Origin of the sequence: Agrobacterium sp. SORGH_AS_0745 (assembly GCF_030818995.1) — a bacterium.
Classification (GTDB): Bacteria; Pseudomonadota; Alphaproteobacteria; order Rhizobiales; family Rhizobiaceae; genus Agrobacterium; species Agrobacterium tumefaciens.
Genome location: NZ_JAUTBI010000001.1, coordinates 964388 through 985599 on the forward strand (window position 1 = coordinate 964388; position 21212 = coordinate 985599).

Below are 21212 nucleotides of genomic sequence, written 5' to 3' on the forward strand. Positions count from 1 at the left end.
CACCATGGCGCAAAAACTCGTCATCATCGGCAATGGCATGGCGCCGGGGCGCATGCTGGAAAACCTTTTCGAAACCGCCCCCGGCCTCTACGACGTCACCATTTTCAACGCCGAGCCGCGCGTCAATTACGACCGCATCATGCTCTCGCCAGTACTCTCAGGCGAAAAGAGCTATGAGGATATCGTCATCCACAATGACGAATGGTACGCGGCCAACAATGTGACGCTGCACAAGGGCGCCAAGGTCACCGGCATCGACCGCGACAACAAGACCGTAACCAGCGAAAACGGCATCACCGTTTCCTACGACAGGCTGGTGATCGCCACCGGTTCCCTGCCCTTCATCATTCCCGTCCCTGGTCATCAATTGCCGGGCGTTCTCGCCTATCGCGATCTCGACGATGTCACGAAGATGCTTGAAATCTCCGAAGGCAAGGGTCGCGCCATCGTCATCGGCGCCGGCCTTCTGGGTCTGGAAGCAGCTTATGGGCTGAAGCGCCAGGGAATGGACGTCACCGTCATCCATCTGATGCCGACGATCATGGAGCGGCAGCTCGATCCGGCAGCGGCTTATCTTCTGGAAAAGGCGCTGAACGAGCGCGGCATCGACATCATCACCAAGGCCAATACCAAATGCATTCTCGGCGCGGAGAAGGTTGAAGGCATCGAGCTGGAAGACGGCCGCGTCATTAAAGGCGACATGGTGGTGATGGCGGTCGGCATCCGTCCCGCCTCGGGTCTCGCCAAGGAAGCCGGCATCGCCGTCAATCGCGGCATCGTCGTGGATGATGGCATGATGACGTCGGATGCCTCGATATATGCGCTTGGCGAATGCGCCGAGCATCGCGGCATGTGCTACGGGCTGGTCGCGCCGCTTTATGAATCTGCGCGGGTGCTGGCGGACCGTCTTTGCGGCGGTTCAGCCGAGTATCATGGTTCGGTCACCAATACCAAACTGAAGGTCACCGGCATCAACCTGTTTTCCGCCGGCGATTTTGCCGAGGGCGACGACCGCGAGGAAATCGTGCTGCGCGATGCCACCGCCGGTGTCTACAAGCGCCTGATCCTCAAGGAAAATCGCATCATCGGCGCGGTTCTTTACGGCGAGACGGCGGATGGTTCGTGGTTCTTCGACCTGATGAAGAAATCGACCGACATTTCCGCCATGCGCGAAACCCTGATCTTCGGCCAGGCCTATCAGGGAGGGTCCCCGCTGGACCCTATGGCGGCCGTTGCAGCCTTGCCGGATGATGCGGAAATCTGCGGCTGCAACGGCGTCTGCAAGGGCAAGATCACCTCGGTCATCACCTCGAAGGGGCTGACCTCGCTGGATGATGTGCGCGCCCATACCAAGGCATCCGCCTCCTGCGGCAATTGCACCGGCCTTGTCGAACAGCTCATGACGCTGACGCTTGGCGACAGCTACAATCCCGCTGCCGTGCAGCCCATGTGCAAATGCACAGATCTCGGCCACGATGATGTGCGCCGTCTCATCAAGGCCAAGAGCCTGAAGACCATTCCCGCCGTGATGCAGGAACTGGAATGGAAGACCTCCTGCGGCTGCGCCAAGTGCAGACCGGCGCTCAACTACTATCTCGTTTGCGATTTTCCCGACGAATATGCCGACGACTACCAGTCGCGTTATATCAATGAGCGCGTCCATGCCAATATCCAGAAGGACGGCACCTATTCCGTCGTTCCGCGCATGTGGGGCGGCGTCACATCTTCCTCCGAACTGCGGGCGATTGCGGATGTGGTCGACAAGTTCGAAATCCCGATGGTGAAGGTGACAGGCGGGCAACGCATCGATCTTCTCGGCATCGAGAAGGAGGATTTGCCGGCGGTCTGGGCCGATCTCGGCAAGGCCGGTTTCATTTCCGGCCAGGCCTATGCCAAGGGGCTTCGCACCGTGAAGACCTGCGTTGGAGAACAATGGTGCCGCTTCGGCACGCAGGATTCCACCGGCCTCGGCATCCGCATCGAAAAATTCATGTGGGGCTCATGGACGCCCGCGAAGCTGAAGCTTGCCGTTTCCGGCTGTCCGCGAAACTGCGCTGAGGCGACATGCAAGGATATCGGCGTCATCTGCGTCGATTCCGGTTTCGAAATCCACTTCGCCGGTGCCGCCGGTCTCGATATCAAGGGTACGGAAGTGCTGGGCCTCGTCCCTACCGAGGATGAGGCGCTGGAGCATATCGTGGCGTTGACCCAGATGTACCGCGAGCAGGCGCGCTACCTCGAGCGCATCTATAAATGGGCCAAGCGCATCGGTTACGACGAAGTCCGCCGCCAGATCATGGACGATGCCGACAAGCGCCGGGCCTATTTTGACCGCTTCGTCTTCAGCCAGAAATTCGCGCAGGTCGATCCCTGGTCGGAACGTGTGTCCGGCCACGACAAGCACGAATTCAGGCCGATGGCGGCAATCGGTTTCAACGAGGCAGCGGAGTGAGAACGATGGACAGCAACTGGATCGATATTGGCGACATTTCCGACATTCCGCTGCGCGGCGCGCGCTGCGTGAAAACGCCTATGGGCAAGATCGCCGTATTTCGCACGGCTGACAATCAGGTCTTCGCCATCGAGGATCATTGCCCGCACAAAGGCGGCCCGCTGTCTCAGGGCATCGTGCACGGGGCTTCGGTGACATGTCCTTTGCACAATTGGGTCATTTCGCTGGAGACCGGCAAGGCGTTGGGGGCGGATGAGGGTGAGGTGAGGACCATTCCTCTCCGCAATCTCGACGGGCGGCTTTCGATTGCGCTCGAAACTTTGATGATTGCGGCGGAGTGATATCAGATGTTGGCGACGATACTCCCCTCTGTCCTGCCGGACATCTCCCCCTCGAGGGGCAAGATCGACAAGTGGCACGCTTCTCGCTTCATCTCTCTTGTCGGAGACGAAAGCTGTAAAATAGAGCCGGTGCCACAATTGATCTACCCCTTTGAGGGGCAGATGTCCGGTAGCGCAGAGGGGGGTAAACGCCACTTGCTCACGGGGCAAACCCATGCCCGTTGAAACGAAAACCACCTGTCCCTATTGCGGTGTCGGCTGCGGTGTCATCGCCACCGTTGCCGATGACGGCACCGTTTCCGTCAAAGGCGATCCGGACCACCCCGCCAATTTCGGTCGACTTTGCTCCAAAGGTTCAGCTCTGGCCGAAACCATCGACCTCGACGGACGGCTGCTCCATCCCGAAATCCACGGAAAGCGGGTGGCATGGGACGAAGCGCTTCAACTCGTTGCTTCAAGATTTTCCGAGGCCATTTCCGAGCACGGCCCGGATTCGGTTGCCTTTTACGTTTCCGGCCAGTTGCTGACGGAGGATTATTACCTCGCCAACAAGCTGATGAAAGGTTTCATCGGATCGGCCAATATCGATACGAATTCACGGCTTTGCATGTCGTCTTCGGTCGCCGGCCATCGCCGCGCCTTCGGGGCCGATACGGTGCCTGGCACCTATGAGGATATGGAGCTTGCCGATCTGGTAATCCTCACCGGATCCAATCTCGCCTGGTGTCATCCCGTCCTCTATCAACGGCTTGCTGCCGCAAAGGCGGCGCGGCCGGACATGAAGGTGGTGGTCATCGATCCGCGCCGGACGATGAGCGCCGATATTGCCGATATGCACCTCGCCATCCGCCCGGATGGAGATGTGGCGCTGTTTACCGGTCTTCTGGCCCATCTTTCCGGCAGTTCCGCGTTCGATAACGCTTATGTTGGAAACCACACAGTAGGCCTCGATGCCGCGATGCAGGCAGCGACCGGGCACAGCCTGCCGGAGATTGCCGACAAGACCGGTCTGACAATCGCGGAACTGATTTCCTTTTACGAATTGTTCGAACGCACGCAAAAAACCGTCACCTGCTACAGTCAGGGCGTCAACCAGTCGCAAAGCGGCACCGACAAGGTCAACGCCATCATCAATTGCCATCTCGCCACAGGCCGCATCGGCCGGCCGGGCATGGGGCCGTTTTCGCTGACCGGCCAGCCCAACGCCATGGGCGGACGCGAGGTGGGCGGGCTTGCCAATATGCTGGCGGCCCATATGGCGATCGAGAACGCTGAAGACCGCGACCGCGTGCAGCGCTTCTGGGCCTCGCCGGCGATTGCGCAGAAGCCTGGCCTCAAGGCCGTGGATATGTTCGGGGCGGTTGCCGATGGCCGCATCAAGGCGCTGTGGATCATGGCCACCAACCCCGTCGTTTCCATGCCGGATGCCGGTGCCGTCGAGGCGGCGATCAAGGCCTGTCCCTTTGTCGTGGTGTCCGATGTCATCGCCAATACCGATACCGCCCGCCACGCCCATGTGCTGTTGCCATCGCTCGGCTGGGGTGAAAAAGACGGCACGGTCACCAATTCCGAACGACGTATTTCCCGCCAGCGCGGTTTTCTTGACGCGCCCGGCGAAGCAAAGGCCGACTGGTGGCAATTCGCCGAAGTTGGACGGCGCATGGGTTTTGACGCCGCCTTCGGCTACCGGCAACCTTCTGAGGTTTTCGCCGAGCATGCCGCTCTCTCCGGCTTCGAGAACGCCGGAAGCCGCGATTTCGATATCGGCGGGATCGACCGTGATTCCTACGATACGATGACACCGTTTCAATGGCCAAAAGCCGAACCCGGTGAAGCCGCCACGACCCGCTTTTTCGCGGATGGCCGCTTTTTCCATGCGGATGGCAAGGCCCGCTTCATCGCCACGGCACTGCCGGAGACCGGCAGGACATCGGCGGACTACCCGCTGACGCTGAATACTGGCCGTATCCGCGACCAATGGCACACCATGACCCGCACCGGCAAAAGCGCGCGGCTTACCGCCCATATCGCCGAACCCTTTGCCGAACTTCACCCGCGCGATGCACAGTTGCTGGGCATCGACAGCGCCGATCTGGTGGAGATTGAAAGCCCGCACGGCAAGGTCCTGCTGCGGGCTCTGGTCAGCGAGAGGCAGGCACGGGGAGCTGTGTTTGCGCCGATGCACTGGAACGACCAGTTCGCCTCGCAGGCCCGCATCGATATGCTCGTGCCAGCGGTCACGGACCCGCATTCCGGCCAGCCCGCTTCGAAGAATGTCGGCGTGAGTGCACGACGTTTTGTGGCGAAAGCCTATGGATTTGCGATCTCCCGCACCCGGCCTGATGCGCCGGGCTGCGCCTATTGGGCAGTTGCGAAGGCGGATGGCGGCTACCGCATGGAGCTTGCCTTCGAGGAACAGCCGCAGGACTGGACGCTCTGGGCGCGACAGGTTTTCGGCATCGATATCAGGGTTGAGCCTCTGGGTTACAGTGACCGGCAGACGGGCGATCTGCGGCTTGCTTTCTTCGACGGTGGTACCTTGCTGGCAGCGCTGTTCGTCGCCAGAGAGCCGGTGGCCGTTGCCCGCAACTGGGCGATTTCACAGCTGAACGAACGCCATGAGGATTTGCGCATGCGTTTTGCCCTGGTCGCCGGGCGTCCCGGCGCCGGCCGCGCCGATCCGGGGGCGACGGTCTGCTCCTGCTTCAATGTCGGGGTCAACCAGATCACGGCCGCCATCCGCAATGGCTGCCACAGCGTCGAAGCCATAGGTGCTGCGTTGAATGCCGGAACCAATTGCGGCTCCTGCCGCGCCGAGATCAGGGGGATCATCGATGGATGTCTTAAAACCGCAGCGGAATGAACCGAACCGCATGGAGAAGCTCGCCAAGTTGCCGGTCTTCTGGGGGCTTGAGGGCAAGCGCGTGGTGCTGGCGGGCGGATCGGATGGGGCCGCATGGAAAGCGGAGCTACTGCTTGCCTGCGGGGCGGAACTTCACCTCTATTGCGAGGAAAGCGAGCTTTCGGAATGCTTTAAGGCGCTCGTCTCGACAAGCCAGATGCTGACATGGCATGACCGTTCCTGGGGTCCGGATAGTTTCAAAGGCGCGGAACTGGCGCTGGCGGATTGTGAAACCGACGAAGAGGCGGGACGATTTTACAATGCCGCGCGCTCAGCCGGCGTGCCTGTCAATGTCATCGACAAGCCGGAATTCTGCCAGTTCCAGTTTGGCTCCATCGTCAATCGTTCGCCGGTGGTGGTGTCGATCTCCACCGATGGCGCCGCACCCATTCTGGCGCAGGCCATTCGCCGGCGCATCGAGACTTTGCTGCCGCTCGCTCTCAAGGATTGGGGCGCGCTTGCCCAGACCATCCGAGAGCGGGTCAATATACGCCTCGCGCCCGGCCCGGCCCGGCGTTCATTCTGGGAGAAATTTGTCGACCGGGCGTTTACCGAAAGGCTGGATGAGGGCAGCGAAGAAAGGCTGCTGACAGACATCGGCACGCAGGCAGGTCGGAAAGGATCGGCACGCGGCCTTGTGACGCTGGTCGGTGCCGGACCGGGCGATGCCGAGCTGCTGACGCTCAAAGCGGTACGCGCCTTGCAGGCGGCGGATGTCATTCTGTTTGACGATCTCGTTTCATCCGAGGTGCTGGAACTGGCGCGGCGGGAGGCGAAGCGCATGCTGGTTGGCAAACGCGGCGGCCGGGAAAGCTGCAAGCAGGAAGATATTAACGACATGATGATCCGCCTTGCCAAGGCCGGCAAAAGGGTAGTGCGGCTGAAATCCGGCGATCCGATGATTTTCGGACGCGCCGGCGAGGAGATCGCAGCGCTGGAGGCTGAAAACATCCCGGTCGAAATCGTACCCGGCATCACCGCGGCAAGCGCCATGGCTTCGCGGCTCGGCGTTTCCCTCACCCACCGCGATCACGCCCAGTCGGTCCGCTTCGTCACCGGGCACTCCAGACAGGGCAAGCTGCCGGAGAATATAGACTGGCAGTCCCTGTCGAACCCTTCCGTGACCACGGTTTTTTACATGGGCGGGCGAACCGCTGCCAGCATCGAGGAAGCCCTTCTGGCGCATGGCATGCCGGCCTCGACGCCCGTCGCCATCATGATTTCCGTCAGCCGCGAAAATGAGCAGCGCTGGTGCGGTTCGCTCGTGCAACTGGCTGCGGCGGTTGAGCGAATGGGCGTGAACGAGCCTATATTGATCGGCATCGGTGATGCGTTTGGTGCTGCAATCTCTGCGTTTTCCGAGATCGGCCTGCCGAAGCCGGTCCCGATGTCAATTCAGAAAGCCGGCTAATAATCTTGCTGGTTCGTGCGGATACGTTTTTCGCGTACCTCCGCAAGTGGACCTGATCGGCGCCACAAAACCGTCCCTTGACATTGGTTTTTCGTTCGCTCTTCAATAAAACGAAAAAATTGAAAGAGGAGGGAGGGTGAAATGATGCTCACACCGCGTCAGGATGAAATCGTTGCGCTGGCGAAAGCAAGCGGGCGTGTGCTGGTGGACGAGCTGGCCACGCGGTTTTCGGTAACGCCACAGACGATCCGCAAGGACCTCAACGATCTCTGCGATACGCGGGTGCTGACGCGCATCCATGGCGGCGCACTTTTTCCGAGCGGCAACGAAAACGTCAAATACGAGGCACGCCGTGCGATCGCCTCCTCCGAAAAGCAGGCGATCGGCGCCGCTGCCGCTGCCCTCATCCCCAACAACTCCTCGCTTTTCATCAATATAGGTACGACGACCGAGGCGGTGGGCGAAGCGCTGGCGGATCATCACGAGCTGATGGTCATCACCAACAATATTAATGTTGCCAACAGGTTACGGGTTTTTCCGGGCATCGAGGTGGTGATCGCTGGCGGCGTCGTGCGCGGTTCCGATGGCGGCATCGTTGGTGAGGCCGCAGTGGATTTTATCCGCCAGTTCAAGGTCGATTTCGCCGTCATCGGCGTTTCTGCGATTGATGAAGACGGCGCTTTGCTGGATTTCGACTTTCGCGAGGTCAAGGTTGCCCAGGCGATCATGTCCAACGCTCGCCACGTCATTCTTGTATCGGATTCACTGAAATTCGAGCGGACGGCGCCGGTGCGCATCGGCCATCTTTCACAGGTGCACACCTTCATTACCGATCATTGTCCGGTCGATTCGATCCGATCCATCTGTGCCGATCATGACGTCAGGTTGATTGAAACCGAGGTTGGGGAGCCTTGATCCGAACCGCCCTGGAATTTCGTTTGACATTCGTTTTGTCTTCAAATTAGATGTCCGTGCTTTCAATATATCGATGAGGAGAGCGTCGATGAAAGCGCGGGAGGGTCCATGTCTGACGAGGCAATCCACGATGTTTTCGTGATCGGCGGCGGCATCAACGGCTGCGGCATCGCGCGTGACGCTGTCGGCAGGGGTTATTCCGTTGCGCTTGCGGAAATGAACGATTTTGCCTCCGGCACCTCTTCGGCCGCCACAAAGCTCATTCATGGCGGTTTGCGTTATCTCGAACATTACGAATTTCGTCTGGTGCGAGAAGCGCTGATGGAGCGCGAGGTGTTGTGGGCCATGGCGCCGCACATCATCTGGCCTATGCGCTTTGTTCTGCCATTCCAGAAGGGCGGCGTGCGCCCGGCCTGGCTCGTGCGTCTCGGGCTTTTTCTTTATGACCATCTCGGCGGCCGCAAGCTTTTGCCCGCCACCCGCTCGCTCGATCTGCGCCGTGATCCCGCAGGGAAACCGCTGAAGCCGATTTTTGCCCGGGCTTTCGAATATTCTGACGGCTGGGTGGACGATGCCCGTCTTGTGGTGCTGAATGCCCGCGATGCCGCCGATCGCGGTGCCTTGATCCTCAACCGCACGCAGGTCGTTTCGGCACGGCGCGAAGGCGCCTTCTGGCGGGTCGAAACTAAAAATGGTGCCGGAGAAACCGCGACCTACCGGGCGCGCATGCTGGTAAATGCGGCAGGTCCCTGGGTGGACAAGGTTCTGGCTGCGACATTCGGTAAAAACAATGTCCACAATGTCCGCCTCGTGCAGGGCAGCCACATCATCGTGCGCAAGAAGTTTTCCGATCCGCGCGCCTATTTTTTCCAGAACCCGGACGGGCGCATCATCTTCGCCATCCCGTATGAGCAGGATTTTACCCTGATCGGCACGACGGATCGCGACTATACCGCCGACCCCCGGGCTGTTAAGATCAGCGACGAGGAGATCAGCTATCTTTGCAACGCGGCGAGCGAATATTTCGCTGAACCGGTGACGTCGGCCGATATCGTCTGGACCTATTCCGGCGTGCGGCCGCTGTTTGACGACGGCGCCTCGAAAGCGCAGGAGGCAACCCGCGATTATGTGCTGAAAACCGAAGGAGCTGAAGGCGAAGCGCCGCTTCTCAATATCTTCGGTGGCAAGCTCACCACCTATCGGCGGCTTGCCGAACATGCTCTTGAAAAAATCGGTGATGCGCTGGGTGAAAAGGGCTCGCCGTGGACGGCAGGTTCACATTTGCCGGGCGGAAATTTCGGTGCCGAGGCTTATGCGGGAGAGGTCACGGCCCTGCGGTCGCGTTATCCTTTCCTCGATGAGAGGCATGCGAAGCGGCTCATCCGCTGCTACGGAACGGACGCCGCGTCGATTATTGGCAATGCCGGGGACATGGCAGGGCTGGGACGGCATTTCGGCGGCACGCTTTATGAGGCCGAGGTGCGCTGGCTGATGGCCCGGGAATGGGCGCTGACGGCGGAGGATATTCTGTGGCGCCGCACCAAGCAGGGGCTTTTCTTTACCCAAGAAGAGGTGCGCGGGCTGGAGGATTATATCGATGACATTGCAGGTGGACGCTTGAAGGCAATCTGACGATCCGAATCAAAAAGCGGAGGAGGCTTTGGATCACCATGCTTGAATTGCGAAACGTCTCGAAGATGGCCGGCGGTGAATATCATATTCACCCGACCGATCTGACGTTGCAGCGCGGAAGCCTGAACGTCCTGCTTGGACCGACACTTTCGGGCAAGACGACACTCATGCGGCTGATGGCCGGGCTGGACAAGCCAAGTGGCGGTACGATTCTCTTTAATGGGGACGACGTGACGGGCTGGCCGGTTCAGAAGTGCAACGTCGCCATGGTCTATCAGCAGTTCATCAATTATCCGGCGCTCAGCGTTTATGAAAACATCGCCTCGCCGATGCGCGTTGCCGGCAAAGACAAGGCAACGATCGACAGGGAGGTGAGGAAGGCCGCCGAGCTTCTGAGGCTGACGCCCTATCTCGATCGTACGCCTCTCAACCTCTCCGGTGGCCAGCAACAACGCACGGCACTTGCCCGCGCCATCGTCAAAAACGCCAATCTGGTGCTCCTCGACGAGCCGCTCGCAAATCTCGATTACAAGCTGCGTGAGGAGTTGCGTGAGGAATTGCCGCGCATCTTTGCCGAATCCGGTGCGATCTTTGTTTACGCCACGACGGAACCCTCCGAAGCTCTGCTGCTTGGTGGCAATACCGCGACGCTTAACGAGGGCAAGGTAACGCAATTCAGCCGCACGATCGAAGTTTACAGGCGTCCGGTGGATATAGTAACCGCGAAAATATTTGCCGATCCGCCACTCAACACCATCGAGGTCATCAAGACGGGCGGCGCCTTCACGCGCGCCGACCATGCGGTTGTGCCGGTGCCGGCGCATCTTGCTGCCATGCCTGACGGTCCAGTGACCATTGCCTTCCAGCCACATCATCTTTTCCCCCAGCAAAAGGGACAGGCGGCGCAATCCATCCGGGCGCGGACACTGATCTCGGAGATCGCCGGATCGGAAAGCTTCGTACATGTGGAATTTTCTGGCCAGCGTTGGGTGATGCTGGCGCAGGGCATTCACGACATCGAGCCGGACACGGAGATCGAACTGTTTCTCGATACGCGGCACCTGATGGCTTTCGATACACACGGCCACGCCATCGGCGAAGCGGCTTAAGGGGAGATCGATCATGGCACGCATCACGCTCGATCATATCCGCCACGCTTACAACGCCAAGGCGCAGGCGGCAGGTGATTATGCCCTGAAGGAAGTTCATCACGAATGGGAGGATGGCGGTGCCTATGCGCTGCTTGGCCCTTCCGGCTGCGGCAAGACCACGTTGCTCAACATCATTTCCGGCTTGCTGCGCCCCTCGGAAGGTCGCATCGCCTTTGACGGAACGGATGTCACCGATCTTTCCACCGAAGATCGCAACATCGCCCAGGTATTCCAGTTCCCGGTCGTTTACGACACGATGACAGTCTATGACAATCTGGCTTTTCCGCTGCGCAACCGGCAAGTGCCGGAAGCCGAAGTCGACCGCCGTGTGCGGGAAATTCTCGAGATGACCGATCTTTCCGGCATGGCCAAACGCCACGCGCGCGGACTTACGGCGGACCAGAAGCAGAAAATTTCGCTGGCGCGCGGGTTGGTGCGATCCGACGTCAATGCCATCCTCTTCGACGAGCCGCTGACGGTGATCGATCCGCATATGAAATGGGTGCTGCGCTCACAGTTGAAGCGCCTCCACCGCCAGTCCGGTTTCACCATGGTCTACGTCACGCACGACCAGACCGAAGCGCTGACTTTCGCCGACAAGGTGGTGGTCATGTATGACGGACAGATCGTCCAGATCGGCACACCCGCCGAGCTTTTCGAACGCCCGGGACATACGTTCGTCGGTTACTTCATCGGTTCGCCCGGCATGAATGTGATGCCTGCCAGCATCGATGGCGCAACGGCGGTTGTCGGCGGCCTTGGCGTTCCGCTTGCCGGCGTGCCGGTGGTGGATGGATCGAAGCGGATCGAAATCGGCATCCGCCCGGAATTCGTTCGGCTGGAGCGGGGTGGCATGCCCATCACCGTTGACAAGGTCGAAGATATCGGCCGGCAAAAGATCGTTCGCGCCCGGTTCGCCGGCCAAAAGCTTGCGATTGTCGTTCCGGAGGAGGAGGACATTCCGGCAGAAGCGGGTGTTCGCTTCGATCCGGCCGCTATCGGTGTCTTTGCCGATTCCTGGCGTGTGAAGATGGGGGCCTGACCATGGAAAAGACCTGGAACAACAAAGCGTGGTTCATGGTGCTGCCGGTTCTGGTGCTGGTCGCCTTTTCCGCCGTCATCCCGCTGATGACGGTCGTGAACTATTCGGTGCAGGATACCTTCGGCAACAACCAATTCTTCTGGGCGGGAACCCAATGGTTTCAGGAAATTCTTGGCTCCGACCGTTTCTGGAACGCGCTCGGACGCAATCTGGTATTTTCCGGCATCATTTTGGCGATTGAAATTCCGCTCGGCATATTCATCGCGCTCAAGATGCCCAAATCCGGCATCGGCGTGCCGGTCTGCCTCGTCACCATGGCGCTGCCGCTTTTGGTGCCATGGAATGTGGTAGGCACGATCTGGCAGGTGTTCGGCCGCAGCGATATCGGGTTGCTGGGTTATTACGCCAATCAGCTTGGGCTTGATTACAACTACGTCAACGATCCCGTCGACGCATGGATCACCGTCGTCATCATGGATGTGTGGCACTGGACAAGCCTCGTCGTCCTCCTGTGCTACGCCAGCCTCGTCTCCATTCCGGATGCCTATTATCAGGCAGCAAGGATCGATGGCGCATCGCGTTTTGCGGTTTTCCGGTTCATTCAGTTGCCGAAGATGAAGCGGGTGCTGCTCATCGCATTCCTGCTGCGCTTCATGGACAGCTTTATGATCTATACCGAGCCTTTCGTCGTCACCGGCGGCGGCCCCGGAAATTCCACCACCTTCCTGTCCATCGATCTCGTCAAGGTAGCGCTCGGCCAGTTCGATCTGGGTCCCGCGGCCGCCATGTCGCTGATCTACTTCCTCATCATCCTGCTGTTGTCCTGGGTGTTCTACACCGTGATGACCAGCCACGACGCGGAGACTTGAGACATGAGCGCCTCTGATGTCACCACAAGCGTGGAACTCAACGGTATCGGCAATCCACCGGTAAGAGCCAGTTCGGCAAGAATATCAGGCCTTGCTGCGAATTCACGATCGCGCCGCCGCCATGGGCCATCGCGCTTTTCCTGGCTGGTGCCGACGATCTACATCATCCTGCTGCTCGTGCCGATCTACTGGCTTATCAATATGAGCTTCAAGACGAACACAGAAATCGTCTCGTCGATGACGCTTTATCCGCACCAGCCGACGTTGCAGAATTATCGGACGATCTTCACGGATTCATCCTGGTATTCGGGTTACATCAACTCGATCATCTACGTCGTCATGAATATGGTGATCTCGGTCTCGGCGGCCCTCCCGGCGGCCTATGCCTTCTCGCGTTACCGCTTCCTGGGCGACAAGCACCTGTTCTTCTGGCTTTTGACCAACCGCATGGCGCCACCTGCCGTCTTCGCGCTGCCCTTCTTCCAGCTCTATTCCGCTTTCGGGCTGATCGACACGCATATTGCCGTGGCGCTGGCGCATTGCCTGTTCAACGTGCCGCTGGCGGTGTGGATTCTCGAAGGTTTCATGTCGGGTGTACCGAAGGAAATCGACGAGACCGCCTATATTGACGGCTATTCCTTCCCGAAATTCTTCGTGAAGATTTTCATGCCGCTCATTGCCTCCGGCATCGGTGTCGCCTGTTTCTTCAGCTTCATGTTCTCGTGGGTCGAGCTTCTGATCGCCCGCACGCTGACGACGACCGACGCCAAGCCGATTGCCGCGACCATGACGAGAACCGTTTCTGCCGCCGGCATGGACTGGGGCCTGCTTGCCGCCGCCGGCGTGCTGACACTCATACCCGGTGCGCTGGTGATCTGGTTTGTTCGCAATTACATCGCCAAGGGCTTTGCGCTGGGGAGGGTTTGACATGACGAAGATGCCCGATTTCACCTGGATGGCATGGACCTGGCAGACGGCCGCGTTTTTCGGTGCCATCGCCGTGTTGCTGGTTGGGATGTGGTTCTGGGAACAGCTCTCGCCCGGCGGCAACCCCCGCTTCGGCCTGCTGCGTTTCGAGACAACGCGTGGCGACAGGTTGTTCATTTCGCTGCTCGGCAGCGCTTTCATTCATCTTGCATGGCTCGGGCTGATCGGCCCGAACCTGTGGTGGGCTCTCGCTCTGTCGGCGGTTTACGCAATTGGCGTTTTCCGTTTCGTCTAGAGCAGGAAGAACGGTGCGGCGGAGGAAAACCGCACCCGGCAGACTTCGTGCAATCGCAACCCTTGGGAGGACTGATATGCGACGGCATCTGATGACGACGACGGCAGCCATGCTGCTGGCAATGACAGGTTCCGCTTTCGCCGGAATGGAGGAGGCAAAGCAATTTCTGGACAAAGAAATCGGCGATATGTCGTCGCTTTCGCGTGCAGATCAGGAAAAGGAACTGCAATGGTTTATCGATGCCGCGAAACCTTTTGCTGGCATGGACATCAAGGTCGTTTCCGAATCCCTGACAACACATGAATATGAATCGAAGGTCCTGGCACCGGCGTTTACCGCTATTACCGGCATCAAGGTCACGCACGACATCATCCAGGAAGGTGACGTCGTCGAAAAGATTCAGACCCAGATGCAGACCGGCCAGAACCTCTATGACGGGTGGGTGAATGACAGCGACCTCATCGGCACGCATTGGCGTTACCAGCAGGTGCGCAACCTCACGGATTTCATGGCCAATGAGGGCAAGGACGTCACCAATCCCGGCCTAGATCTCAAGGACTTCATCGGCAGCGCCTTTACGACGGCACCGGACAAGAAGCTCTACCAGCTTCCCGACCAGCAATTCGCGAACCTGTACTGGTTCCGCTACGACTGGTTCAACGACGACAAGAATAAGGCCGATTTCAAGGCCAAATACGGCTACGACCTTGGTGTGCCCGTAAACTGGTCGGCCTATGAGGATATTGCCGAATTCTTCACCGGCCGTGATGTCGGCGGCAAGAAGGTCTTCGGCCATATGGACTATGGCAAGAAGGACCCGTCGCTTGGCTGGCGCTTCACCGATGCCTGGCTTTCCATGGCCGGCAACGGCGACAAGGGCCTGCCAAACGGCCTGCCTGTCGATGAATGGGGCATCAAGGTCAACGACAAGTCGCAGCCGGTCGGCTCGTGCGTGGCACGCGGCGGCGATACCAACGGTCCGGCGTCGGTCTATTCCATCGAGAAATATCTCGAATGGCTGAAGAAATTTGCGCCGCCAGAAGCGCAGGGCATGACCTTCTCCGAATCCGGTCCGGTGCCGGCGCAGGGTAACATTGCCCAGCAGATCTTCTGGTACACGGCCTTCACTGCCGATATGGCCAAGCCCGGCCTGCCTGTCGTGAACGAGGACGGTTCGCCGAAATGGCGCGTCGCACCTTCCCCGCATGGCGTCTACTGGAAGGACGGCATGAAGCTCGGTTATCAGGACGTGGGTTCGTGGACGCTGATGAAATCCACCCCTGACGATCGCGCCAAGGCCGCATGGCTTTACGCGCAGTTCGTAACTTCCAAGACCGTGGATGTGAAGAAGAGCCATGTTGGTCTGACCTTCATTCGCGATACCACCATCCATCACAAGAGCTTCACGGACCGGGCCGCCAAGCTTGGTGGTCTGATCGAGTTCTATCGCTCGCCCGCTCGCGTGCAATGGTCGCCAACCGGCACCAACGTGCCTGACTATCCGAAGCTGGCACAGCTCTGGTGGCAGGCAATTGGCGATGCATCTTCGGGTGCCAAAACCGCTCAAGCCGCAATGGACTCGCTCTGCGCCGAGCAGGAAAAAGTCATGGCCCGTATCGAGCGCGCCGGTGTGCAGGGCGATATCGGCCCAAAACTGGCGGAAGAACACGATATCGACTACTGGAACAAGGACGCCGTTTCGAAGGGCAATCTGGCACCGCAGCTGAAGATTGCCAACGAAAAGGAAAAGCCGGTCACCGTCAATTACGACGAGCTGGTCAAAAGCTGGCAGAAGTAATGTCTGCGTGAAATCTTAAACCGGGGCGGCTTTGCCGCCCCGTCATTGCGTTTGAAAGGGAGTGACATAATGGGCGGTTATATTCTGGCGATCGATCAGGGGACGACATCGACAAGGTCGATGGTCTTTGATCGCGACATGCGGGTCATCGGTGTCGGCCAGCGAGAATTTCCGCAGCATTTCCCGGCCTCCGGCTGGGTCGAACACGATGCCGAGGATATCTGGAAAAGCGTGCTTGAAACAATCCGGCTGGCGCTTGCCGATGCCGGCATCTCCGCTTCCGATATCGAGGCGATCGGCATCACCAACCAGCGCGAAACGACCGTGCTGTGGGACCGTAATACGGGCGAGGCCGTGCATCGGGCCGTTGTCTGGCAGGATCGCCGTGCTGCACCAATTTGCGAGGATCTGAAACGAAGGGGGCTGGAGCCGCTCTTTTCGAAAAAGACCGGTCTGCTGCTCGACCCCTACTTTTCCGGCACGAAGTTGAAATGGCTTCTCGACAGCGTCAGCGGCCTTCGCGAAAAAGCCGTGAAGGGCGAAATCTGCTTCGGCACGGTTGACAGTTTCCTTATCTATTGCCTCACCGGCGGTCGCCGCCATGTGACCGACGCTACCAATGCCTCGCGAACGCTGATCTACAATATCGAGGACAATGCCTGGGATGACGAATTGCTGTCCATCCTCGACATTCCCCGCGCCATGCTGCCGGAGGTGCTTGATTGCGCCGCCGATTTCGGCGTAACGGACAAGGCGCTTCTGGGCGCGGAAATTCCGATCCTCGGCGTCGCCGGTGATCAGCAGGCTGCCGTTATCGGTAACGCCTGCTTCGAACCCGGCATGATGAAATCGACCTATGGCACCGGCTGCTTTGCGCTTCTCAATACCGGCACCGACCGGGTCGCCTCGACAAACCGGTTGCTGACGACCATTGCCTATCGTCTCGATGGCGTTACGACCTATGCGCTTGAAGGCTCGATCTTCATTGCCGGCGCTGCCGTGCAATGGCTGCGTGACGAGCTCGGTTTCATATCGGTCGCGTCTGAAGTCAGCGCGCTTGCCGAAAAGGCTGATCCCAAGCAGCGGGTTTATCTCGTGCCGGCCTTCACCGGCCTTGGCGCGCCCTATTGGGATGCCGAAGCGCGGGGCGCTATTTTCGGCCTGACGCGCGGCACCGGCCCTGCGGAGTTCGCCCGCGCGGCACTCGAAAGCGTCGCCTATCAGACCTTCGATCTTCTGGACGCCATGCGCAACGACTGGGCGGGCGACAATGGCAAGACGGTGCTCCGAGTCGATGGCGGCATGGTTGCCTCGGATTGGACCATGCAGCGGCTGGCGGACATTCTCGCTGCACCGGTTGACCGGCCGGTATTTCTGGAAACCACCATTCTCGGTGCGGCATGGCTCGCAGCATCGCGCGCCGGCATCTGGCCGGACCGGGAGGCCTTTGCCGCCCATTGGAAACGGGATCGCCGTTTTCTGCCAGATATGGATGAGACTGAGCGTAAGAGCGCCATCGCGGGGTGGCGTGATAGTGTTGGCCGCTGCCTCTCGAAACGGGAAGATTGACGCAAGCAAGCGTCTTTTTTACGCAAAACTGCCCGGTGCGATGCTCTTGCTGGATACCAGATCGGAAAGGGCGCGTACCAGTTTTGTGTCCGCGCCCTTACTTGGCTGAAGCACGAATTCTACGTCTTCGAGCGCCGGCAGCACATCAGCCTCAATCTCCCTGAGGCCGGCTGGCGCCATGCTGCGCGGTTGCACGAGGATCCCCATGCCCGCCCTTGCGGCAGCGGTCAGTCCGCTAAGGCTGCCGCAGGTGCAGACGATCCGCCACGCGAGACCTGCCCGATCCAGCGCTTCCTGTGCCGCCTTTCGAGTAATGCTTGGCGGCGGAAAGGCGATCAACGGCAGGGCGTCCGGTTGGCTCAGCATTCGCTCCGGGTCACGCGCGAGCCATACCAGAGGTTCGCGGTACAGGAAGTGGCCGAGCTTATCACCGAGTCGACGTTTCGCGAGCACGACGTCCAACTCGCCATTATCCTGCATCTGGTAAAGCACGCCGCTCAGCGACACCGTCAGCTCCAGATCGACCAAGGGATAGAGGCGGATGAATTCTTCCAGAATGGCGGTGAGCCGGCTGGCGACGAAATCCTCGGAAACGCCGAGCCTTAAGCGCCCGCGCAGGCGGTTTTCGCTGAACAGCGATGAAACCCTGCTGTCGATCTCCAGCATATTGCGGGCATAACCGAGCAGCGCCTCGCCTTCGCCCGTCAGCTTCACCTGATGGGTGCTGCGCGCAATCAACCGACGGCCAAGTGCCGCCTCAAGCCGCTGAATATGCTGGCTGACGGTGGATTGGCCGATGCCCAGCCGCTCCGCAGCCAGCGTGAAGCTGCCGGTTTGCTGAAGCATCACGAAGCTGGCAAGATGTTGAAGGTTCAGCATTTATCTCATATCGTGATAACTGTTAGTCTTTGCATCCGAATTCATGATGAGCGATAGTATGGGATATTTCAAGAAAAACCGATGTCGGAAAGACCTCCCATGACCCGCTTCCTGCCTGACCGTTTCACCATGATGCTGGTGGCCACCGTGATCCTGGCTTCCCTTTTGCCGATCAGCGGACAGCCAGCGGTGTATTTCGGGCTTGCCACGAAACTGGCAATCGCATTGCTGTTTTTTCTCCACGGCGCGCGGCTGTCGCGGGATGTGGTGATTGCGGGTATCTTGCACTGGCGCCTGCACATGGCGATCCTTCTCGTCACCTTCGGCCTTTTCCCATTGCTGGGCGTGGCGATCGGTTTCATTCCCGAGAGCATTCTGCCGGCACCGCTTTATATGGGTGTGCTGTTTCTCTGCGTCCTGCCGTCGACGGTGCAATCGTCCATCGCCTTCACATCCATGGCAGGCGGAAACGTGCCTGCCGCGATCTGTTCAGCCTCCGCCTCGAATATTTTCGGCATGGTGCTGACGCCGCTGCTGGTCGGGCTGCTGTTCACGGTCGGTGGCCATGGTGGTGGATTTTCGCTGGATGCGTTCCTGCAAATCTTCCTGCAACTGCTCTTGCCCTTCATCGCCGGCCAGGTGCTGCAGCCGTGGATCGGTGACTGGATCAGGGCACGCAAGAAATTGCTGTCGCCGGTCGATCGCGGTTCCATCCTGATGGTGGTCTATCTTGCCTTCTCCGAAGCAGTTATCGAAGGCATATGGCAGACGTTTTCCGTGCGCGATATCGGCGTTGTCATCGGCATCAATATCGTTCTTCTGGCGCTTGTTCTCTGCGTGACGATGTTCGGCAGCCGGGCGCTCGGTTTCGACAAGGCGGATGAAATCACCATCACCTTCTGCGGGTCGAAGAAGAGCCTTGCCAGCGGCGTGCCCATGGCAGGAGCGATCTTCGCCGGCCAGAGCATCGGCGCAATCGTATTGCCAATCATGCTCTTCCATCAGATTCAGCTGATGGTCTGCGCAGTGCTGGCCCAGCGTTATGCCCGCAAGGCCCATGAAAAAGCAGCGATAACGGAAACTGTCGCTGCGGAAGGCGCGGCAGTATCCACCCGCTGAGGGCTGAATTTTCGGCAAACAAAAAACGGCCCCTTACGGGGCCGTTCGTTTGACATCCGGATCGGCTTAGTTGACCTGGGCCGGCGTGACCTGTGCTTCGATCGTCTTCGGCGCATCTGCGCTGTCGGAGGAGATCGCGATGCGGCGCGGTTTCATGGCTTCCGGAATATTGCGGACGAGATCGATGTGAAGCAGGCCATTCTTCAGGGAAGCGGTCTGGACTTCGACATGATCGGCCATCTGGAAGCGGCGTTCGAAAGCGCGCGTGGCAATGCCGCGATACAGGAACTCGCCTTCAGACGACTTCTCATCTGCAGCCTTCTCGGCTTTCACCGTCAGCGTATTGGCACGGGATTCTATGCTGAGTTCCGTTTCATCGAAACCTGCAACCGCCATGGTTATACGATAGGCGTTTTCACCCGTCCGCTCGATGTTATAGGGCGGATAGGACTGGGCCTGTTCGGGCTGGCCGAGGCCGTCGAGCATCGAAAAAAGACGGTCGAAACCGACGGTGGAGCGATAGAGGGGGGAAAAATCGACGTGACGCATGGTGTCCTCCTTATGAAGCGACTGTTTGCGGTTGATCCGGCGTCCCGTTCTGGCGACGGCCGGACATATGGCGCGGCCCCGTTCTGGCGGCCGCATGAATGAGATGGGAATGGCTTGGCGCTCCGTCAAGGGGGCGAATTAAAGCGGAAAGGGCGACAACAAGATGAACCATCGCTGAACATCCGGTTCCAGCATCGTTCAGTTTGAGAGCCATAAATATCCGTCATCGGAGACATGCTCCGTGGCAGAAGCAATAACGTCCCTTCTTCTTCTGTCCTATTCGCCGGAACCGCGACTGCTTTAACCGACGGTTCCGGCAATTTTTTCTTTGACCTTCCGCCGCCGCCGACCTATCCCGAAAAGGCAGAGAAGCCGGAAAAGACCGATGATCGAAGCCACATTGCGCGAGAGCGAAGACAACCCGGTTCCCGGCAACCATACCGTCGGTTATTTCACCGGCCACGGCGGCAAACAGCTTCGATACGCGATCTTCCGCGCCAGCCGACACATTGCGCGCGGAACCGTGGTTCTGCTGCATGGTCGCAACGAATGTATCGAGAAATATCTCGAGACCGTCAGCGATCTGACGGCCATGGGATTCTGGGTCGCGACCTTCGATACGCGCGGGCAGGGCGGTTCCGAACGGCTGCTGAAGAAGCCAGGCGCCGGGCATGTACGACGTTTTTCCGACTACAAGCGCGATATAAGTTTGTTTCTCGAACAGGTGGTGCTGCCGGATACCCGGCTGCCATTCTTCATGATCGCGCATTCAACCGGCGCACTTGCAGCACTGGCCGCAGCACCCGGCCTGTCGAACAGGATCGACCGTCTGGCGCTTTGTTCGCCCTTTATCGAGCTGGACAGCCAGCAATCCGTTCCTTCGTCCGTCATCCGGCTGGTCGCGACCGCTTTAAGCCTGTTGGGTCTTGGAAAGCTTCAGCTCGGCAGGGATCAGCGCGAACGGGATTTCGATGGCAACCCGCTGACCTCTGACGCCAGACGTTTTGCCAGAAATCTTGCGCTGCATCGGCAATTTCCGGAACTCTTCATCGGCGCACCGACAGCGCGATGGGTTTATGAAGCGCTGAAAACGATGGGTCGGGTGACCCGTCAGGACCATCTGACGGACATAACCATTCCCACCCTCATTCTTGCGCCGATGCTGGATACGATCACGCCCTATAAGGCGCAGGAGGAACTCTCGCGCAACTTCCGCGCGGCGCAGCTTCTTCCCATAACCGGTGCTCGCCATGAATTGCTGCATGAGCGCGACGTTTTCCGCAAACAGGCGCTGGCGGCCATTGACGCCTTTTTCGCGCCGGAATGACGCGGCGATGACGGGGATGGCGCGGTTTGCGCCA

17 protein-coding genes are annotated in these 21212 nt (G+C 59.2%); 15 read left to right on the top strand and 2 right to left on the bottom strand.

Annotation, left to right across the window (positions count from 1 at the left end; translation table 11 throughout):
* The first annotated feature begins 4 nt into the window (after positions 1 to 4).
* The 13 genes from nirB (at position 5) to glpK (ending at position 17304) form a co-directional block, all read left to right on the top strand.
* Entirely contained in the window at positions 5 to 2452 is a 2448-nt protein-coding gene (nirB, locus tag QE432_RS04335) for a nitrite reductase large subunit NirB (RefSeq protein WP_113555457.1), read from the top strand.
* Between the two features lie 5 nt (positions 2453 to 2457).
* Positions 2458 to 2793, top strand: a complete 336-nt coding sequence (nirD, locus tag QE432_RS04340; protein WP_065704499.1) for a nitrite reductase small subunit NirD — start codon at positions 2458 to 2460, stop codon at positions 2791 to 2793.
* A gap of 214 nt (positions 2794 to 3007) precedes the next feature.
* Positions 3008 to 5656 carry a nitrate reductase gene (locus tag QE432_RS04345; protein WP_111789618.1) on the top strand — a complete coding sequence of 883 codons (2649 nt, stop codon included), beginning with the start codon at positions 3008 to 3010 and terminating at the stop codon, positions 5654 to 5656.
* The gene (gene cysG, locus QE432_RS04350) at positions 5628 to 7106 is read left to right on the top strand and encodes a siroheme synthase CysG (protein WP_162695638.1); all 1479 of its coding nucleotides are present in this window, start codon (positions 5628 to 5630) and stop codon (positions 7104 to 7106) included. The genes QE432_RS04345 and cysG overlap by 29 nt, the downstream gene beginning before the upstream one ends.
* Positions 7107 to 7247: 141 nt before the next feature.
* On the top strand, positions 7248 to 8021 hold the full coding sequence (locus tag QE432_RS04355; RefSeq protein ID WP_003511588.1) for a DeoR/GlpR family DNA-binding transcription regulator: 774 nt from the start codon (positions 7248 to 7250) through the stop codon (positions 8019 to 8021).
* Positions 8022 to 8129: 108 nt separating this feature from the next.
* Positions 8130 to 9653 carry a glycerol-3-phosphate dehydrogenase gene (locus QE432_RS04360; RefSeq protein WP_019564992.1) on the top strand — a complete coding sequence of 508 codons (1524 nt, stop codon included), beginning with the start codon at positions 8130 to 8132 and terminating at the stop codon, positions 9651 to 9653.
* A gap of 38 nt (positions 9654 to 9691) precedes the next feature.
* Complete coding sequence (locus tag QE432_RS04365) at positions 9692 to 10762, top strand: ABC transporter ATP-binding protein (RefSeq protein WP_306623433.1); 1071 nt, start codon at positions 9692 to 9694, stop codon at positions 10760 to 10762.
* Between the two features lie 13 nt (positions 10763 to 10775).
* Positions 10776 to 11846: an ABC transporter ATP-binding protein gene (locus tag QE432_RS04370; RefSeq protein WP_013761936.1), complete on the top strand. Its 1071-nt coding sequence runs from the start codon at positions 10776 to 10778 to the stop codon at positions 11844 to 11846.
* Between the two features lie 2 nt (positions 11847 to 11848).
* The gene (locus QE432_RS04375; RefSeq protein ID WP_003511582.1) at positions 11849 to 12715 is read left to right on the top strand and encodes a carbohydrate ABC transporter permease; all 867 of its coding nucleotides are present in this window, start codon (positions 11849 to 11851) and stop codon (positions 12713 to 12715) included.
* A 3-nt stretch (positions 12716 to 12718) separates the two neighbouring features.
* Positions 12719 to 13642, top strand: coding sequence for a carbohydrate ABC transporter permease (locus tag QE432_RS04380; protein WP_003511581.1), 924 nt, complete (start codon positions 12719 to 12721; stop codon positions 13640 to 13642).
* A 1-nt stretch (position 13643) separates the two neighbouring features.
* Entirely contained in the window at positions 13644 to 13937 is a 294-nt protein-coding gene (locus tag QE432_RS04385; protein ID WP_013761935.1) for a DUF2160 domain-containing protein, read from the top strand.
* Between the two features lie 76 nt (positions 13938 to 14013).
* Entirely contained in the window at positions 14014 to 15735 is a 1722-nt protein-coding gene (locus QE432_RS04390; RefSeq protein ID WP_003511579.1) for an ABC transporter substrate-binding protein, read from the top strand.
* Positions 15736 to 15804: 69 nt separating this feature from the next.
* Positions 15805 to 17304: a glycerol kinase GlpK gene (gene glpK / locus QE432_RS04395; protein ID WP_306623436.1), complete on the top strand. Its 1500-nt coding sequence runs from the start codon at positions 15805 to 15807 to the stop codon at positions 17302 to 17304.
* Between the two features lie 18 nt (positions 17305 to 17322).
* Here the strand turns inward: glpK and QE432_RS04400 are convergent, their stop codons facing one another.
* Positions 17323 to 18183, bottom strand: coding sequence for a LysR substrate-binding domain-containing protein (locus QE432_RS04400; protein ID WP_065704488.1), 861 nt, complete (start codon positions 18181 to 18183; stop codon positions 17323 to 17325).
* A gap of 99 nt (positions 18184 to 18282) precedes the next feature.
* Here QE432_RS04400 and QE432_RS04405 point away from each other — a divergent pair, with 99 nt between their 5' ends.
* Positions 18283 to 19302 (top strand): bile acid:sodium symporter family protein, encoded by a 1020-nt coding sequence (locus QE432_RS04405; RefSeq protein WP_025595317.1) that lies wholly within the window; start codon positions 18283 to 18285, stop codon positions 19300 to 19302.
* Positions 19303 to 19368: 66 nt separating this feature from the next.
* On the opposite strand, the gene hspL is transcribed toward QE432_RS04405, so the two are convergent.
* Complete coding sequence (gene hspL, locus QE432_RS04410; protein WP_003511572.1) at positions 19369 to 19851, bottom strand: heat shock protein HspL; 483 nt, start codon at positions 19849 to 19851, stop codon at positions 19369 to 19371.
* A gap of 385 nt (positions 19852 to 20236) precedes the next feature.
* On the opposite strand from hspL, the gene QE432_RS04415 reads away from it, so the two are divergent.
* Complete coding sequence (locus QE432_RS04415; RefSeq protein WP_065704486.1) at positions 20237 to 21178, top strand: alpha/beta fold hydrolase; 942 nt, start codon at positions 20237 to 20239, stop codon at positions 21176 to 21178.
* Positions 21179 to 21212 lie beyond the last annotated feature (34 nt).

Excerpts from the sequence above, each read along its gene's own strand:
- nirB (WP_113555457.1), top strand. The coding sequence starts at position 5 with ATGGCGCAAAAACTCGTCATCATCGGCAATGGCATGGCGCCGGGGCGC.
- nirD (WP_065704499.1), top strand. The coding sequence starts at position 2,458 with ATGGACAGCAACTGGATCGATATTGGCGACATTTCCGACATTCCGCTG.
- QE432_RS04345 (WP_111789618.1), top strand. The coding sequence starts at position 3,008 with ATGCCCGTTGAAACGAAAACCACCTGTCCCTATTGCGGTGTCGGCTGC.
- cysG (WP_162695638.1), top strand. The coding sequence starts at position 5,628 with ATGGATGTCTTAAAACCGCAGCGGAATGAACCGAACCGCATGGAGAAG.
- QE432_RS04355 (WP_003511588.1), top strand. The coding sequence starts at position 7,248 with ATGATGCTCACACCGCGTCAGGATGAAATCGTTGCGCTGGCGAAAGCA.
- QE432_RS04360 (WP_019564992.1), top strand. The coding sequence starts at position 8,130 with ATGTCTGACGAGGCAATCCACGATGTTTTCGTGATCGGCGGCGGCATC.
- QE432_RS04365 (WP_306623433.1), top strand. The coding sequence starts at position 9,692 with ATGCTTGAATTGCGAAACGTCTCGAAGATGGCCGGCGGTGAATATCAT.
- QE432_RS04370 (WP_013761936.1), top strand. The coding sequence starts at position 10,776 with ATGGCACGCATCACGCTCGATCATATCCGCCACGCTTACAACGCCAAG.
- QE432_RS04375 (WP_003511582.1), top strand. The coding sequence starts at position 11,849 with ATGGAAAAGACCTGGAACAACAAAGCGTGGTTCATGGTGCTGCCGGTT.
- QE432_RS04380 (WP_003511581.1), top strand. The coding sequence starts at position 12,719 with ATGAGCGCCTCTGATGTCACCACAAGCGTGGAACTCAACGGTATCGGC.
- QE432_RS04385 (WP_013761935.1), top strand. The coding sequence starts at position 13,644 with ATGACGAAGATGCCCGATTTCACCTGGATGGCATGGACCTGGCAGACG.
- QE432_RS04390 (WP_003511579.1), top strand. The coding sequence starts at position 14,014 with ATGCGACGGCATCTGATGACGACGACGGCAGCCATGCTGCTGGCAATG.
- glpK (WP_306623436.1), top strand. The coding sequence starts at position 15,805 with ATGGGCGGTTATATTCTGGCGATCGATCAGGGGACGACATCGACAAGG.
- QE432_RS04400 (WP_065704488.1), bottom strand. The coding sequence starts at position 18,183 with ATGCTGAACCTTCAACATCTTGCCAGCTTCGTGATGCTTCAGCAAACC.
- QE432_RS04405 (WP_025595317.1), top strand. The coding sequence starts at position 18,283 with ATGACCCGCTTCCTGCCTGACCGTTTCACCATGATGCTGGTGGCCACC.
- hspL (WP_003511572.1), bottom strand. The coding sequence starts at position 19,851 with ATGCGTCACGTCGATTTTTCCCCCCTCTATCGCTCCACCGTCGGTTTC.
- QE432_RS04415 (WP_065704486.1), top strand. The coding sequence starts at position 20,237 with ATGATCGAAGCCACATTGCGCGAGAGCGAAGACAACCCGGTTCCCGGC.